Origin of the sequence: Lentzea sp. NPDC058450 (assembly GCF_042721395.1) — a bacterium.
In the GTDB taxonomy this organism is placed as follows: Bacteria; Actinomycetota; Actinomycetes; order Mycobacteriales; family Pseudonocardiaceae; genus Lentzea.
In genome coordinates this window covers 1-14487 of record NZ_JBHXLO010000005.1, presented here as the reverse complement: position 1 = coordinate 14487, position 14487 = coordinate 1, and the positions used below count along the sequence as shown (strand labels likewise).

Annotated in this window: 16 protein-coding genes and 1 rRNA gene; 6 read left to right on the top strand and 11 right to left on the bottom strand. The window is 67.3% G+C overall.

Going from position 1 to position 14487, the window contains the following annotated elements:
* Window positions 1-143: 143 nt before the first annotated feature.
* A complete protein-coding gene (locus ACFWNN_RS09875; protein WP_382439508.1) occupies window positions 144-1610 on the bottom strand; it encodes a chitinase in 1467 nt (488 codons plus the stop codon).
* A gap of 102 nt (window positions 1611-1712) precedes the next feature.
* On the opposite strand from ACFWNN_RS09875, the gene ACFWNN_RS09870 reads away from it, so the two are divergent.
* Together ACFWNN_RS09870 and ACFWNN_RS09865 are read left to right on the top strand one after the other, a co-directional pair.
* Window positions 1713-2144 (top strand): phosphohydrolase, encoded by a 432-nt coding sequence (locus ACFWNN_RS09870; RefSeq protein WP_382439507.1) that lies wholly within the window; start codon window positions 1713-1715, stop codon window positions 2142-2144.
* Between the two features lie 74 nt (window positions 2145-2218).
* Window positions 2219-2446, top strand: coding sequence for a hypothetical protein (locus tag ACFWNN_RS09865; RefSeq protein ID WP_382439506.1), 228 nt, complete (start codon window positions 2219-2221; stop codon window positions 2444-2446).
* A 54-nt stretch (window positions 2447-2500) separates the two neighbouring features.
* Here ACFWNN_RS09865 and ACFWNN_RS09860 read toward each other — a convergent pair whose 3' ends face one another.
* Window positions 2501-3112 carry a class I SAM-dependent methyltransferase gene (locus ACFWNN_RS09860; RefSeq protein WP_382439505.1) on the bottom strand — a complete coding sequence of 204 codons (612 nt, stop codon included), beginning with the start codon at window positions 3110-3112 and terminating at the stop codon, window positions 2501-2503.
* 38 nt (window positions 3113-3150) lie between these two features.
* Complete coding sequence (locus tag ACFWNN_RS09855) at window positions 3151-3612, bottom strand: winged helix-turn-helix transcriptional regulator (protein WP_382439504.1); 462 nt, start codon at window positions 3610-3612, stop codon at window positions 3151-3153.
* Between the two features lie 87 nt (window positions 3613-3699).
* Here ACFWNN_RS09855 and ACFWNN_RS09850 point away from each other — a divergent pair, with 87 nt between their 5' ends.
* Both ACFWNN_RS09850 and ACFWNN_RS09845 read left to right on the top strand, forming a co-directional pair.
* Window positions 3700-4290 carry a dihydrofolate reductase family protein gene (locus tag ACFWNN_RS09850; protein WP_382439503.1) on the top strand — a complete coding sequence of 197 codons (591 nt, stop codon included), beginning with the start codon at window positions 3700-3702 and terminating at the stop codon, window positions 4288-4290.
* Complete coding sequence (locus tag ACFWNN_RS09845) at window positions 4287-4646, top strand: PPOX class F420-dependent oxidoreductase (RefSeq protein WP_382439502.1); 360 nt, start codon at window positions 4287-4289, stop codon at window positions 4644-4646. The genes ACFWNN_RS09850 and ACFWNN_RS09845 overlap by 4 nt, the downstream gene beginning before the upstream one ends.
* On the opposite strand, the gene ACFWNN_RS09840 is transcribed toward ACFWNN_RS09845, so the two are convergent.
* Both ACFWNN_RS09840 and lepA read right to left on the bottom strand, forming a co-directional pair.
* The gene (locus ACFWNN_RS09840) at window positions 4635-5171 is read right to left on the bottom strand and encodes an EF-hand domain-containing protein (RefSeq protein WP_382439501.1); all 537 of its coding nucleotides are present in this window, start codon (window positions 5169-5171) and stop codon (window positions 4635-4637) included. The two genes, ACFWNN_RS09845 and ACFWNN_RS09840, sit on opposite strands and share 12 nt — an antisense overlap.
* 58 nt (window positions 5172-5229) lie before the next feature.
* Window positions 5230-7065, bottom strand: coding sequence for a translation elongation factor 4 (gene lepA / locus ACFWNN_RS09835; RefSeq protein ID WP_382439813.1), 1836 nt, complete (start codon window positions 7063-7065; stop codon window positions 5230-5232).
* Between the two features lie 89 nt (window positions 7066-7154).
* Between lepA and ACFWNN_RS09830 the strand changes: the two genes are divergently transcribed.
* Window positions 7155-7577 (top strand): type II toxin-antitoxin system PemK/MazF family toxin, encoded by a 423-nt coding sequence (locus ACFWNN_RS09830; RefSeq protein WP_382439812.1) that lies wholly within the window; start codon window positions 7155-7157, stop codon window positions 7575-7577.
* Here the strand turns inward: ACFWNN_RS09830 and ACFWNN_RS09825 are convergent.
* The 5 genes from ACFWNN_RS09825 to ACFWNN_RS09805 are packed head-to-tail and all read right to left on the bottom strand — an operon-like array spanning window position 7562 to window position 12056.
* The gene (locus ACFWNN_RS09825; RefSeq protein WP_382439500.1) at window positions 7562-7738 is read right to left on the bottom strand and encodes a DUF397 domain-containing protein; all 177 of its coding nucleotides are present in this window, start codon (window positions 7736-7738) and stop codon (window positions 7562-7564) included. The two genes, ACFWNN_RS09830 and ACFWNN_RS09825, sit on opposite strands and share 16 nt — an antisense overlap.
* A complete protein-coding gene (locus ACFWNN_RS09820) occupies window positions 7713-8558 on the bottom strand; it encodes a helix-turn-helix domain-containing protein (protein WP_382439499.1) in 846 nt (281 codons plus the stop codon). The genes ACFWNN_RS09825 and ACFWNN_RS09820 overlap by 26 nt, the downstream gene beginning before the upstream one ends.
* A gap of 60 nt (window positions 8559-8618) precedes the next feature.
* Window positions 8619-9461 carry a transglutaminase domain-containing protein gene (locus ACFWNN_RS09815; protein ID WP_382439498.1) on the bottom strand — a complete coding sequence of 281 codons (843 nt, stop codon included), beginning with the start codon at window positions 9459-9461 and terminating at the stop codon, window positions 8619-8621.
* 2 nt (window positions 9462-9463) lie between these two features.
* On the bottom strand, window positions 9464-10411 hold the full coding sequence (locus ACFWNN_RS09810) for an alpha-E domain-containing protein (protein WP_382439497.1): 948 nt from the start codon (window positions 10409-10411) through the stop codon (window positions 9464-9466).
* Between the two features lie 13 nt (window positions 10412-10424).
* Complete coding sequence (locus ACFWNN_RS09805) at window positions 10425-12056, bottom strand: circularly permuted type 2 ATP-grasp protein (protein ID WP_382439496.1); 1632 nt, start codon at window positions 12054-12056, stop codon at window positions 10425-10427.
* 99 nt (window positions 12057-12155) lie between these two features.
* Between ACFWNN_RS09805 and ACFWNN_RS09800 the strand changes: the two genes are divergently transcribed.
* Window positions 12156-14339 (top strand): P-loop NTPase fold protein, encoded by a 2184-nt coding sequence (locus ACFWNN_RS09800; RefSeq protein ID WP_382439495.1) that lies wholly within the window; start codon window positions 12156-12158, stop codon window positions 14337-14339.
* A gap of 56 nt (window positions 14340-14395) precedes the next feature.
* Here the strand turns inward: ACFWNN_RS09800 and rrf are convergent.
* Window positions 14396-14487, bottom strand: a 5S ribosomal RNA gene (gene rrf, locus ACFWNN_RS09795); the annotation flags it as partial.

Below are 14487 nucleotides of genomic sequence, written 5' to 3'. Positions count from 1 at the left end.
TGGGCTACTATTTCTTCCACTTTTTTTTGGTGGGGGGGTCTCTTGCGTTGTGTCTGGTTTTTTTATTTTACCCCACCGGCGGGGCCCCCGGCGGCGGGGGCCCCCCCCCCCGGGGGCGCGCCCCCCCCGACCGGTTCCATCATCTAGGGCAGGGAGTCCAGATGAGGGGCGACCGTGTTGGCGAACTGCCAGTTGTTCGAGGCGTCCCAGTTGATCGACCACGTCATGGCGCCGCGGATCGACGGCCAGGTCGTGCTCGGCTTGAACGTCCCGCAGTTGGTGCCGCGGGCGAGGCAGCTGAGCGCGTTGTTGACGTTGGACGGCGACTGGTAACCGCCACCGGCGCCGGACGGCGACGCGGGCAGGCCGAGGCCCACCTGGTCGGCCCGGAGACCGCTCTGGAGCTGGATGCACGCGAGCGCGGTCAGGAAGTTGACCGTGCCCTGGGCGTAGACCTGCTGGTCGCAGCCGAGCATCGTGCCGGAGTTGTAGTACTGCATGTTGACGATCGTCAGGATGTCCTTGGTGGCCAGCGCCAGCTTGAAGTACTCGGCGTTGACGTTCTGCATGTCGATCGTCTGCGGCGCCATCGTGATGACCTTGCCGCCGCCGTTGTAGATGTCGCGCAGCGCCTGGCCCATGTACTGGGCGTTGACGCCGTTCTCCAGGTCGATGTCGACGCCGTTGAAGCCGTAGGACGAGATGAGGCCCTTGACGCTGTTGGCGAAGTTCGTGGCGGCCGTGGAGTTGCCGACGCTGATCGTGCCCTTCTCACCGCCGACGGAGATGATCACCTTCTGGCCGCGGTTCTGGACCGTCCGGACGTCGGCGCGGAACTGCGCGTCGGTGTAGCCGCCGAGCTGGCTGCTCAGGCCGGCGTCGAGGTTGAACGCGACCTGGCCCTGCACCGCCGTGGCGTCGGCGAACGAGATCGCGATGATGTCGTAGGTGGTGGGGACGTCGGCGAGCTTCAGAGCGCGCGCACCGTTGTAGAAGTTCTGCCAGTAGCCCGTGAGGACGTGCTTCGGCAGACCGGTGTTCGGCGGGTTGCCCGTCGTGGTGGTGGTCGTGGTCGTCGTAGTGGTGGTGGTCGACGTCGTCGTGCTCGTGGTCGTCGGCGGCGTGCCGGGACCGTCGAGGTTGACGTCGTCGGCGTAGTAGGCGGGCTGGCCGTACCAGCCGTGCAGGTAGATCGTGACGCTGGTGGCGCTGCCGGTGGTGAAGTCGACGGTCAGCTGGGAGAAGCCACTCGAACCGGGGGTCCAGGTGTTCTTCTCCACGCCACCGGTGACGCCGAGGTAGACGTAGCTGCCCTGGACCCACGCGGTCAGCTTGTAGGCCGTGTTCGGTTGCACCGAAACGGTTTGCTGGCACCGCGCGTTGCTCTGGCCGACCGGCGCGCCCTGGAGCGCGTACTGGCCGGTGCGCTTGGTGCTGTTGCTGACGCTCGTGCCCTCGGTGCAGGTCCAACCACTCAGGTTGCCGGCCTCGAAGCCGCTGTTGGCCGCGAGGTTCGCGGCGGCGGCGTTGCCGTTGATCACCAACACCAGACCGGCGCACGCTAACAGCGCGGACAGCAGCGCGATGGCTGCTCGTCTGGCCTTGGACATGGTCCACCTCCACACAACTCATGCGGCGGCCATGTTTTGTGAGTGGACTAAAAATGGACTAGACCACTGCGCTTGGTCAAGACCTGGTTTAGCTTGATGCGCGTGTTCACCCTCGAAGACGCCATCGCACTGGCCACTTCCGCGCACGACGGGCAGGTCGACAAGTCGGGCCGGCCGTACATCGGGCACCCGTTGCGGGTCATGGCATCGGTGACCGGCGAGCACGAGCAGATGACCGCCGTGCTGCACGACGTCATCGAGGACACGTGGGTGACGGCCGCTGATCTTGCTTCGCGCGGCTGTCCCGCTGTCGTCGTCGACGCCGTGGTCGCGTTGTCGCACCTGCCGGAGGAGCCGCAGGAGGACTACCTGCGGCGCGTGGCGGCGAACCCGTTGGCACTCTCCGTGAAACGCGCGGACATCGGCGACAACCTCTCCCCCGCCCGGATGGCCCGGCTGGACGAGCCCACGCAGGAACGCCTGAAGGCCAAGTACGCACGGGCGCTGGGGTTGCTCGCGGAGCACGTGAGCTAGCTCGCGCTCTGAAACGGTACAGGCGTGCTGAACAGGGTGTATTATCGGATCGTAACCAAGATTGGAAGGATCCGATGACCCGCCACGACCTGTCCGTCAAGTCCCTGCGTTCGACCCTTGCCACGCGCCGCGCGGCTCGGGTGAAGCGGCAGAGCCTGGAGCGGCAGTTGGCCAGCTACACCACGGAGAGCGACCGACTCGAACTGGACGCCATCCTCTCGCGGCACTCCGCGGAGGAGACCGGCGAGCTCCGTTCGATCATCAACCGCCAGGCCATGGACCGCCTCCTGCGTTCCGCCTGACGAACAAATCCTTGGGCCACCCCGGCAACGATGCCGAGGGTGGCCTTCGCGTTTCTAGAACAGCCTCTTGAGGGTCAGGACGTTGTCCTTGCGCATCTCCTGCTGCCCCTCCGGCCCGACCAGCGGCCGTTCCACCACCTCGTCGGTGACGATGATCCAGTTGTCCTTGAGCTTCAGATGGTCGAGGACGTCCTTGGTGGTCGGGAAGTAGTAGTCCTGGTGCGGCGACCACGACGGCGCACCCGCGTGCCCGCCGATGATCAGGTGCCCGCCCGGCGCGACGGCATCCGACGCGCGCTTGAGGATGCTGTTGCGCTCGCCGTCCTCCTCGACCGGCGAGTGCAGGAACTGAGCACTCACCAGGTCGTACAGGCCGTCGGGGAACGTGGCCTTGAGGTCGTGCTGCTCCACCGAGATCTCGACGCCGGCGTCGTAGGCGTGCCCGATCGCCCGGTCCAGCGCGACCTGCGACACGTCGACGCCGAGCACCCGCCACCCGCGCTTCGCGAGCCAGACGGCGTCACCGCCCTCGGCGCACCCGAGGTCGAGCGCGCTGCCGGGCGTGAGGTTCTCCGCCTCGCGCACCAGCAACGGATTCGGGTTGCCGGACCAGACCTGGTCCCGCTCCGAGTAGAAGGTCTCCCAGAACTCCTGTGCGGTCGTCATGGTTCCGAAGATGCTCCCGTTCGTGCCATTACGGCAAACTACGTTGCCGATCCAGCAACACCCGGGCCCGGCAGCAGGTCGACGTCGCCCGCCCGCATCGGCTCACCGCAGTGGTCGCAGTGCAGCGCGACGTCCGCGATCTCCCCGCACGCGCGGTGTCGGTAGAGGATCGGCGGCCCGGCCTCACCGGCGAGGTGGCGGTCACCCCAGCCCTTCATGACCATGAGCAGGTCGATCAACTCGGCGCCCTTGACCGTCAGCACGTACTCGTAGCGCGGTCGCTGGTCGTACGGCCTGCGTTCCAGAACTCCTTGCCCCACCAGGTGGTTCAGCCGTTCGGTCAGCACCTTGCGGGAGATCCCCAGATCAGCTTGGAGCTGCTCGAACCGGCTCATCCCGACCCACACGTCCCGCAGGATCAACGGCGTCCAGGGCTCCCCCACGACGTCGAGCGTGCGCGCGATCGAACACGCCATCCCACTGAAGCTGGTCCGCTGCATGACTCGATCCTAGCGCTTCGGGGTTCCCTAAAGGAACTGAGACCGCTACGGTCTTGGAGTCTCTTAAAGGAACCCAGAGGAGCGGGCATGAGCAAGGTGATAGGCGCACACGCGGTGTCGGTCGACGGCTACATCACGGGACGCGACTCCCGCACAGGTCACGGCCTCGGCGACGGCGGGATGCTCTTCGACTGGTACTTCGACGGCACCGTCCCGAGCACGGTCTTCGACGGCTTCAAGCTGAGCGAGGCCAGCGCCCCGCTCTTCGACTCGCTCGCCGCCCGCATCGGCGCGATCGTCGCGGGCCGCAAGACGTACGAGGACTCCGAACGCTTCGGCGGCGGCAGCCCGGTCCCGAACGCCCAAGCCGTGGTGCTGAGCCACTCCCCGATCCCGACGCTCACCGACCGCCAGACCCCGGCCACCACCATCGAGTCCGCCATCGCCGCGGCCCGCGACCTGGCCGACGGCCGCGACGTGGGCCTCATGGGCGGCGGCGTGCTGACGTCGGCGTTGCGCGCCGGCCTGGTCGACGAGATCGTGCTGCACCAGGTGCCCGTCCTGCTGGGCGGCGGCCGCCCGTTCTTCCAGGACCTGCCGGACCACGTGCGCCTGAACCTGATCGAAGCCGTGCAGGCGCCGGGCGTGACGCACCTCCGTTACGAGGTGCAGCGATGAACGCCGACCTCCGCGCGGTGCTCGACGGCACCCCGATCGCCCACCTGGCCACCGTGTTGCCCGATGGCGCCCCGCACTCCGTGCCGTTGTGGATCGGCACGCACGGCGACCACATCGCGATCCTCACGGGACCGGGCTCGCAGAAGGCCCGCAACCTGCGCCGCGACCCCCGCGTGGCGATCTCCCTGACGCCGCCGGACAACCCGTTCCAGCCGATCACCCTGCGCGGGCGGGTCGTGGAGTGGGTCACCGGCGACGCGGGCTGGGAGATCATCGACGCGATCGCCCTGAAGTACATCGGCGTGCCTTACGAACGCGACGAAGAACGAGTCGTCGCACTCATCTCAGCCCAGTAGCGGGATGTCCAGCCGTCCGTAGTGGAACTCGCGAACCGCGATGACGAGCTCGTCCACCGTCAGGCTGCCGTCGCCGTCCAGGTCGATGCGGTCGAACGCCGCATCGGAGTCGTCAACGCTCAGCCCCACCGCGTTGCCGAGCCACTGCCGCAGCTCCAGCTTGCTCACCAGCCCGTCGCGGTCGGTGTCGCACAGATCGGCGATCGCCGCGATGGCGGGCCGCAGCAGGTCGTCGAACCCCTGGTCGCCGCGACCGAACATCAGCCGCTGGTTCGCCGCGAGGTACTGCTCCTGGTTCATCACGCCGGCGGGACCGACGCCCGCCGCCTCCGCCTGACGGCTGTGGAGGACGATCAACGCCTCCATCACCGCACGGCCGCGGCCGCTCTCCAGGCGTTCGCCGAACGCCTCCACGATGCGCCGCGCTTCCGCTTCGTAGTCACTGCGGTCGATCACGCCGTCGTTGTTGGCGTCCCACTTGCGGAAGCGGCGGACATCGTTCTCATGGCTCAGAGCGGTCGTCATGTTCCACGACTGTAGGAGTCTCTTTTGGACTCCAACAGTCGCTCGAACAGCTGAAAACCTACTTCTTGCCCTTCGGCTCGTCCGTGGACAGCGCGGCGACGAAGGCCTCCTGCGGCACCTCGACCCGGCCGACCATCTTCATGCGCTTCTTGCCTTCCTTCTGCTTCTCGAGCAGCTTGCGCTTGCGGGTGATGTCACCGCCGTAGCACTTGGCCAGCACGTCCTTGCGGATGGCGCGGATCGTCTCGCGGGCGATCACGCGGGCACCGATCGCGGCCTGGATCGGCACCTCGAACTGCTGCCTCGGGATGAGCTCACGCAGACGGGTCGCCATGCGCGTGCCGTACGCGTAGGCGTAGTCCTTGTGCACGATCGCGCTGAACGCGTCGACCGTCTCGCCCTGCAGCAGGATGTCGACCTTGACGAGCTCCGCGTCCTGCTCGCCGGACTCTTCGTAGTCGAGCGACGCGTAACCGCGGGTGCGCGACTTCAGCGAGTCGAAGAAGTCGAAGATGATCTCACCCAAAGGCATCGTGTAGCGCAGCTCGACGCGGTCCTCGGACAGGTAGTCCATGCCGCCGAGCTGGCCGCGCTTGCCCTGGCAGAGCTCCATGATCGCGCCGATGTAGTCGGACGGCGCGATGATCGTGCACTTGGTGATGGGCTCGTAGACCTCGGCGCGCTTGCCCTCCGGCCAGTCGGACGGGTTCGTCACGACGTGCTCGGTGCCGTCCTCCATCACGACGCGGTACACGACGTTCGGGGCCGTGGAGATGAGGTCGAGACCGTACTCGCGCTCCAGGCGGTCGCGGGTGATCTCCAGGTGCAGCAGGCCGAGGAAGCCGCAGCGGAACCCGAAGCCCAGCGCGGCCGACGTCTCCGGCTCGTAGGTCAGGGCGGCGTCGTTGAGCTGGAGCTTGTCCAACGCCTCGCGCAGCTCCGGGTAGTCCGAGCCGTCGACCGGGTAGAGGCCCGAGTAGACCATCGGGCGCGGCTCGCGGTAGCCGGCCAGCGGCTCCGTGGCGCCCTTGCGCTCGGACGTGACGGTGTCGCCGACCTTGGACTGGCGCACGTCCTTCACGCCGGTGATCAGGTAGCCCACCTCGCCGACGCCGAGGCCCTGCGACGGCTTCGGCTCCGGGGAGACGATGCCGACCTCGAGGATCTCGTGGGTCGCGCCCGTCGACATCATCTTGATGCGCTCGCGCGGCGTGATCTTGCCGTCCACGACGCGGATGTAGGTGACGACGCCGCGGTAGGTGTCGTAGACCGAGTCGAAGATCATCGCGCGGGCCGGGGAGTCCGACTCGCCGACCGGCGCCGGGACCTTCCGCACGACCTCGTCCAGCAGCGCCTCGACGCCGAGACCGGTCTTCGCGGAGACGCGCAGCACTTCCTCCGGCTCGCAGCCGACGATGTGCGAGATCTCCTTGGCGTACTTGTCCGGGTCCGCCGCGGGCAGGTCGATCTTGTTCAGCACCGGGATGATGGTGAGGTCGTTCTCCATCGCCAGGTACAGGTTCGCGAGCGTCTGCGCCTCGATGCCCTGCGCGGCGTCCACCAGCAGCACGGCGCCCTCGCAGGCCTCCAGCGCGCGGGACACCTCGTAGGTGAAGTCGACGTGGCCAGGCGTGTCGATCATGTGCAGGACGTGGTCCTGCCCCTCGAGCTGCCACGGCAGGCGCACGTTCTGCGCCTTGATGGTGATGCCGCGCTCACGCTCGATGTCCATCCGGTCGAGGTACTGAGCGCGCATCGCCCGCGCTTCGACCACGCCCGTGAGCTGCAGCATGCGGTCGGCCAGCGTCGACTTGCCGTGGTCGATGTGCGCGATGATGCAGAAGTTCCGGATGAGCTCCGGCGGCGTGAAGGTCGTGTCGGCGAACGTGGTCAAGGCAGTCCTCAACAGAAAATCGGACGGGTGTCCCCTTATGGTCCCATAGAGGGTCACGTGCTCTGCACCACTAGGGTGCGTCCGTGCAGATGAACGGTGAGGACCCCCGCCCGGACAAGGGCGCGGTGCGTGAGATCTTCGACGCCGCGGACGCCGCCAAGCTCGCCTACGAGCCCTCGATGGACGGCGACGCGGACCCCGGCGAGGTCGTCTGGGCCTGGGTGCCCTACGAGGAGGACGCCAACCGCGGCAAGGACCGCCCGCTGCTGGTCGTGGGCCACATGGGCCGCGAACTGGTCGCGTTGATGCTCTCCTCGAAGGAGCCGCGCGACGACTACCTGGAGCTGGGCGCGGGCGCCTGGGACCGCGAGGGCCGCCCCTCCTACCTGCGCCTCGACCGGGTCTTCGCGCTCGACTCGGACGACGACATCAGGCGTGAGGGCGCCGTGCTCGCCCCCGCCGCCTTCGGCCAGGTCGTGGACGCCCTACGCGACCGTCACGGCTGGCGCTGAACGAACGCACGCCACGCGGGTGCGCTGAACGTCAGCGTGCCCGCGTCGGTGTTCTTGGAGTCCCGCACCAGGACGTCGAGTGCGAACGACACCTCGACGCAGTTCCCGTCCTCGGTCGCACCGCTGTAACTGCTCTTACGCCAGACGCGGTCCTCGGCCATCGAAATCCTCTCGCGGTGGGCTGACGTACTCCGCCAGCTTGCTCCGCGATTGTCCCGCATCCAGTGCGACCTCCTCCAGGTGATCGAAGAGGAGCCTGGTCCTGGCGATGGCACCCGGATCCTGCACGAACACGTTCACGAGGTCCGTCTCGCTGAACGCCACCGGCATCGACTTCTCGTACTCCCACAGGACACACCCCGAAGACGGGATCACGACGTCCGCGGGCACGATCCTGACCATGTCCGTGTTGAACATCAGCCGGGCGTACTGGTCCTCCATGACCCGGTCATCGCCGACCCGTTGCCGCAACGCCAGCTCGTGCACGTAGAACAAGCAGGTCGGCCGGGTGTGCCGCGCCAGAATCGCCTGCCGTTCGATCCTGAGCTGGACCGCTGTCGGGATCCGCTCCTCCGCGACGAACCCGCCCACCCGGTACAGCGCTTCGGCGTACTCCGGTGTCTGCACCAGCCCCGGCACGGTGAGCGCGTCGTAACTGGTGATCAGCTTGGCCGTGGCCTCGGCGAAGGCGAGCGTCCGCAGGTTCCCCGACACCTGCAGGACGTACTCGTCGAACGCCGTCGCGTACCGCCTCCGGAAGTCCTCGAAGAAGTCGATGTCCTTGCCGCACATCGTCAGGAACTGCACCAGGTCGATCTCGCTGGCGCGTGCCTTGCCCTTCTCGATGTTGGTCACCTTGCTCGGGTGCCACCCCAGCCGCTGCGCCATGTGGACGCCACCCAGGTCGGTGCAGGTATCCCGCAGCCGGCGCAGCTCGTCACCCAGAGCCCTGCTGCACGCCGTCGATGTGATCACGCTCATACGACCGACGCTAGGGATTGCAGGAGCTCCAATGAAGAGGCTCATTCGGGTGAAAACAACTCACGCCAGGCGCGTGATGTCGACCGTCACCTCCAGCGCCGTCGCCGCCCCACCCGAGTAGATCCCCTTCAACGGTGCCACGTCCGCGTAGTCACGTCCGAGCGCCACCCACACGTGCCGCGGCCCGACCGGCATCGCGTTCGTGGGGTCGTACCCCCACCACCCGCCGGTCCACGCCTCGATCCACGCGTGTGACTCGCCGCGCACCGTCTCTCGTAGTGCGCCGTCCTTCTTCGTGTGCAGGTATCCGGAGACGTAGCGCGACGGGATGCCCATGCCGCGCAGCAGCACCAACGTCAGGTGCGCGAAGTCCTGGCACACGCCCTTGCGTTCGTGCCACGCGTCGACGGCCGAGCTGTGCACGCCCGTGGAGCCCGGCTGGTACTTGAGCTGCTCCCACACCCATTGCGAGGCGGCGAGCACGGCCTCGGACGGCGTCTTGCCCTTCTTCAGCTCGCGCGCGATGGACAGCAGTTCGCGGTTGCTGGTCGTGTAGCGGGTGGGTTCCAGGAACTCCGTGTAGCGGTCCAGGAGGTTTTCCTCGCGAAGATCCGCCCACGTGCCCGTGGTCACCGGTTCGATCTCCGCACTCGTCTCCACCACCGACGACGCCACGACCTGAAGTTCCTTGTGCGGTGCATGGAGGTCGAACGACGTGACCTCCGTGCCCCAGTAGTCCGTGTACCGATACGCACGGGTGGCCGGCGTCGTCTCCACGCGTGAGACGACCACGTTCTGCTTGCGGTCACCGCGCGGTGTCAGCCGTGCCTCGTTGTACGACTGCACGACCGGTGCCTCGTAGACGTAACCCGTCGTGTGCACGACACGCACTCGCCAGCTCATGGTCAGCCCACCTCGGTGTTCGTCCAGGCGACCCACGGCGCCGAGTGGAAGTACTGCTGCGACACGGCTTCACCGACGTCACGGACGGTCTTCTGCAACGCGGCGAGACGTTTCGGCAGGTCGGGCAGCAGGTCGTGCGGCCGCAGGAACTCCAGGTCGCTCCGTGCCTTGCCCAGCAACCGCAACGCCTCCGCGCGCGCACCGACGCGCACGGACGGTTGGTTCTCCAACTGTTCCAAGCACGACTCGGCCTGCCTCAGGGCGTGGAAGACCGAACGCGGGAACAGCCTGTCCAACAACAGGAACTGCACCACTCTCGACGCGTCCAACGCGCCGCGGTACGTCCGTAGGTACGTGTCGTGCGCACCGGCAGAACGCAGCACCGTGACCCAACCAGGAGAAGAAGCCTTGTCGCCCACACGAGCGAGAAGCAGCCGCACGATCATGTCGACGCGTTCGACAGACCGTCCGAGAACCAGATACCGCCAGCCGTCGTCACGGGACATCGTGGAGTCCGCGAGCCCGGCGAACATGGCGGCGCGTTCCTCCACGAAGCTGAAGAACGCGTGCGGACCCATCGTGCGCGCGTAGGTCTGCCGTTCCGCGACGGCGTTCCACATCGCGTTGAGGCACTCCCACATTTCGGTCGACACGACCTCGCGAGCACCACGCGTGTTCTCGCGCGCGCTGTTGACCGACGACACGATAGAGCTGGGGTTGTCCTTGTTGTACGCCACCAGTTCCGTCAACGACCACACGTCGAACTGGTCCGCGCCATCGGGCGGTGTGATGCCCAGGACCGTCAGCAACTGACGTGACGTGGCATCCGGATCGACGGTCGCGTCCTCCAACAACTGGTGGACCGACACGTCCAGGATGCGTGCCGTGTCGTCGGCGCGTTCGACGTAACGGCCGATCCAGTACAGCGACTCAGCGTTGCGTGCCAGCACTTCGCGCGCCTCCCTACTGCTGCTGTTGTTGCTGTTGCTGGGAAGTGGTGAGCTCCGGCCCCTGCTCCGCGGCCGCCGCCTCCATTTCGGACGGACCAGCGAGGCCCGGTTCCGCGAGCTCGCGCTCCTGCGTGGACGACTTCGCCGCCAGCACCCAGGTGTCCTTCGACCCGCCGCCCTGCGACGAGTTGACGACGAGACTGCCCTCCGGCAACGCGACCCGCGTCAGCCCGCCGGGCAGCACGAAGATGAAGTTGCCGTCGTTCACCGCGAACGGCCGCAGGTCGACGTGCCGCGGCGCGAGCTTGTCGCCCACCTTCGTCGGCACCGTGCTCAACTGCACGACGGGCTGCGCGATCCAGCCGCGCGGGTTGCTCTTGATCCGCTTGCGCAACGAGTTCAGCTCGCGCATCGTCGCGTCCGGCCCGAACACGATCCCGTACCCGCCGGACCCCTCGACGGGCTTCACGACGAGCTCGTCGAGCCGGTCGAACACGTGCGCCCGCTCGTCGGACAGCCAGCACCGGAACGTGTCCACGTTGGGCAGCAACATCTTCTCGCCGAGGTAGTACTGCACGATCTCGGGCAGGTAGGTGTAGACGAGCTTGTCGTCCGCCACCCCGTTCCCGACCGCGTTGGCGACGACGACGTTGCCGGCCCTGGCCGCGTTCAACAGCCCGGCGATGCCCAGCACCGAGTCGGGCCGGAAGTGCACCGGATCGAGGAAGTCGTCGTCGATGCGCCGGTAGATGACGTCGACCTGTCGTTCGCCCTCGGTCGTCCTCAGGTAGACGAAGTTGTCGCGGCAGAACAGGTCACGCCCCTCGACCAGCTCGACGCCCATCTGCCGCGCGAGCAACGAGTGCTCGAAGTAGGCCGAGTTGCCGAGTCCAGGCGTGAGCACCACGACGTTCGGATCCGCCGCGTTAGGCGCGGCAGCGTTCCTCAACGCCCGCAGCAGATGCACCGCGTAATCGCCCACAGCGCGCACACGGTGCCGTGCGAACAAATCCGGGAACACCCGCGCCATGGTCCGACGGTTCTCCATGACGTACGAGACGCCGGACGGACACCGCAGATTGTCTTCGAGAACCCGGAACGTCCCCTGCTCGTCCCGCACCAGGTCCACACCGGCCACGTGGATGCGCACCCCGTTGGGCGGGATGATGCCGGACGCCTCCCGGTGGAAGTGCTCGCACGACGTAATGAGACGCCGAGGCAGCACTCCGTCCCGAACGATCTGCGCGTCGCCGTAGATGTCCGCGAGGAACATCTCCAACGCCCGCACCCGCTGAACGATGCCTTTCTCCAGCTTCGACCACTCGCTCGCGGTGATGATCCGCGGAATCAGGTCGAGCGGGAACGGCCGCTCCTGGCCGCTGAGCGAGAACGTGATCCCCTGGTCCACAAAGGCCCGACCGAGGGCTTCTGATCGCGCGTTCAGGTCGTTGACCTGCGACGGAGCCACCGACTCGTACAGCGCGCGGTAGGCACTGCGCACCCCGTTGTCCGTGGAGAACATCTCGTCGTAGGCGCCGGCGTGTGGCCGTTCGGGATTCAGATAGCCGTTGAACAGCTCACCGAGCCTCGGCGCGGTGACCGTGCGGCTGCGGCGCAGTCCTGAGGTGCGGGCTCGGCGTTCCATGGTCCACATCTTCACCCCACATGCGCCTTTTGCACACTAGTCCGACCGGACAAGAAACTTTCCGGAAACGAAACCCCTCCATTGGTCGACCTTGCAGACGTGACTTCAGCCGAGCCGCAGCGGATGGAACTGGAACGCGCCATCGAGCTCGACAGACCCATCACCGGCCTCGCCTACGACGAGGAACACCCGGAGCGCGCGTTGATCACCGTGTACTTCGAACAGGGTCTTCCGGCCGTCGTCTCGGCGACCACCGGCGCGCCCTACGACGGTGACGACATGCCCTTCGGGCGTCCACGCCTCGCGCAGCAGTCCCTCGGCACGTCCGACGTCCTGGTCCAGGCCGAGGGCAAGGACATCGTCATGACATCGGTTTCCAGCCGAGTTCTCCGGTTGACCGGACATGCCTCCGCGGTGACGACGTTGGGCCTCTTCCCGACGGCAGGTGTGCCGTTGCTGATGTCCGGCAGCGGGGGCGGTTCGATCAAGCTCTGGAACCTGCGCACGGGCGACCTCGTGAGCCAGAGCCCGGAGTGCAGGGTCTCGGTGCTGCTCGTCCTGCAGTGGCCGGACGGTCAGCCGCGCATCGTGGCGGGTGGCCCCACGGGGACGTTGAGCATCTGGAACCCGCGGCTGCCGTTGTCCACCCTGACGGGTCTGGTGTCGACCTACGGGTTCAGCGACCGGGTCGCGCAGCAGGACCTGCTCGACCGAGGCGCGCTCGTGTCGGCTCTCGCGGACATGCTCCAGCCCGGACGCGCGGAGGCCCCGACGGTCATCACCGTGGAGGGCGCGTGGGGTTCGGGCAAGAGCACGTTGCTGGAACTCGTGCAGAACAGGCTGTCCCCACCGCCGCTCGACGTCCCGGCAGAACGCCGGCTCACCGTGTTCGGCGCGGACCGGCGGCTGTGGCGGCCCCGTGCCAAGGCGAGATCATCGAAGGACCGGCTGATTCCCCGGCCCGTCGTCGTGTCGTTCAACCCGTGGCGCCACCAGTCGAGCGAACAGGTCTGGGCAGGCCTCGCCAAGGTGGTGACCGAGGCGGTCGAGTCGGCGATCCTGCCGCATCAGAACGCCCGTGAGCGGTACTGGTTCACCCGCAACGCGGCCCGGGTGGACCGTCGGCACCTCCAGCGCCAGTTGTGGCGGCGCACGTTCTCGCCTCTGCTGTCGCTCGCGGCGCTGGGCTTCGGGGTGTCCGTCCTGAACGCCCTGACGAACCTCAAGTTCGGCTGGGCGTGGTGGGTGACCGCCGGTCTGGCGTCTGCCGGTGTGCTGCACACGGCGTTGAGGTACCTGTTCGCCCGGGCCTCGGCGTTCTTGCCAGGGGAGCTGTTCGCCGGGCCGGTGGTCAGCAACGCCTTCGCGGCCAGCACGACGGACCCGCTGCTCCGCGACCCGTACTACAACGCGCGCGCCGGCTACCTCTACCTCGTCCAGCACGACGTCCAGGCGTTGCTGAAGGACCTGGCGGCCGACGACCACGAGCTGATCCTGCTGATCGACGACCTCGACCGCTGCACTCCCCGCACCACCGCGCAGGTGTTCGAGGCGATCAACGTCTTCCTGTCGGACGACTTCCCCGCGACGAGGTTCGTGCTGGGACTCGACACCACGGTCGTGGCGGCCCACGTCGACAACGCCTATCGGGAGCTCTCCGACGCCAAGATCGTGACCCATCCCGACGACCCGAGTCCTGGTTGGACGTTCCTGCGCAAGCTCGTCCAGCTGCCGGTCCGGGTACCCCGTGCCACCGCCGACAACGTCGACCAGGTGCTCCTGTCGCAACTGGGTCCTGTTCATCGCGAGGAAGAGGCCGCGCCGGTCGAGAAACCCGCTTCGCCAGGCCTGTTCTCCCTGGCCGAGATCGCCACCCTGGAGAGGCTGAACAAGGACGTCATCGCGATCGAGAGGCACCCGGAGGTGCGCGAACACCTGCGCCGCCGTCTTCGGGCCCAGCCCGAGCAGTCGGTGCGCGAGGAGAAGCGGCTGCTGAACGTCTGGCAGTTCTACCTGCGCATGCTCGGCACCATCGATCCCGCGGAGGCCGGTGACCTCGTCGCCGTCGCCGAGATCGCCACGCGCTGGCCGGCCTATCTGCACCGGCTGCGCGGAAGCTGGCACGATCTGGCCGCGGCCGCCGGGGACGACGTCGAGTGGGGTGCGACGATCGCGCGACTGGGATTCACCTATTCGGATCGCAAGCCCGCGGCGAACCTGCGTGACCTGCTGGGCGACTGCGACAGGCAGGCCGTCGCGGATCTGGCGAACAGGTTGTTCTGAACGCAAAAAAGCCCTGCGGGGAGCGCTTGTGGCGCTCAACCCGCAGGGCAAATTAAGTTCGGCGGCGACCTACTCTCCCACACCGTAACCAGTGCAGTACCATCGGCGCAGAAGGGCTTAACTACCGGGTTCGGAATGGGACCGGGTG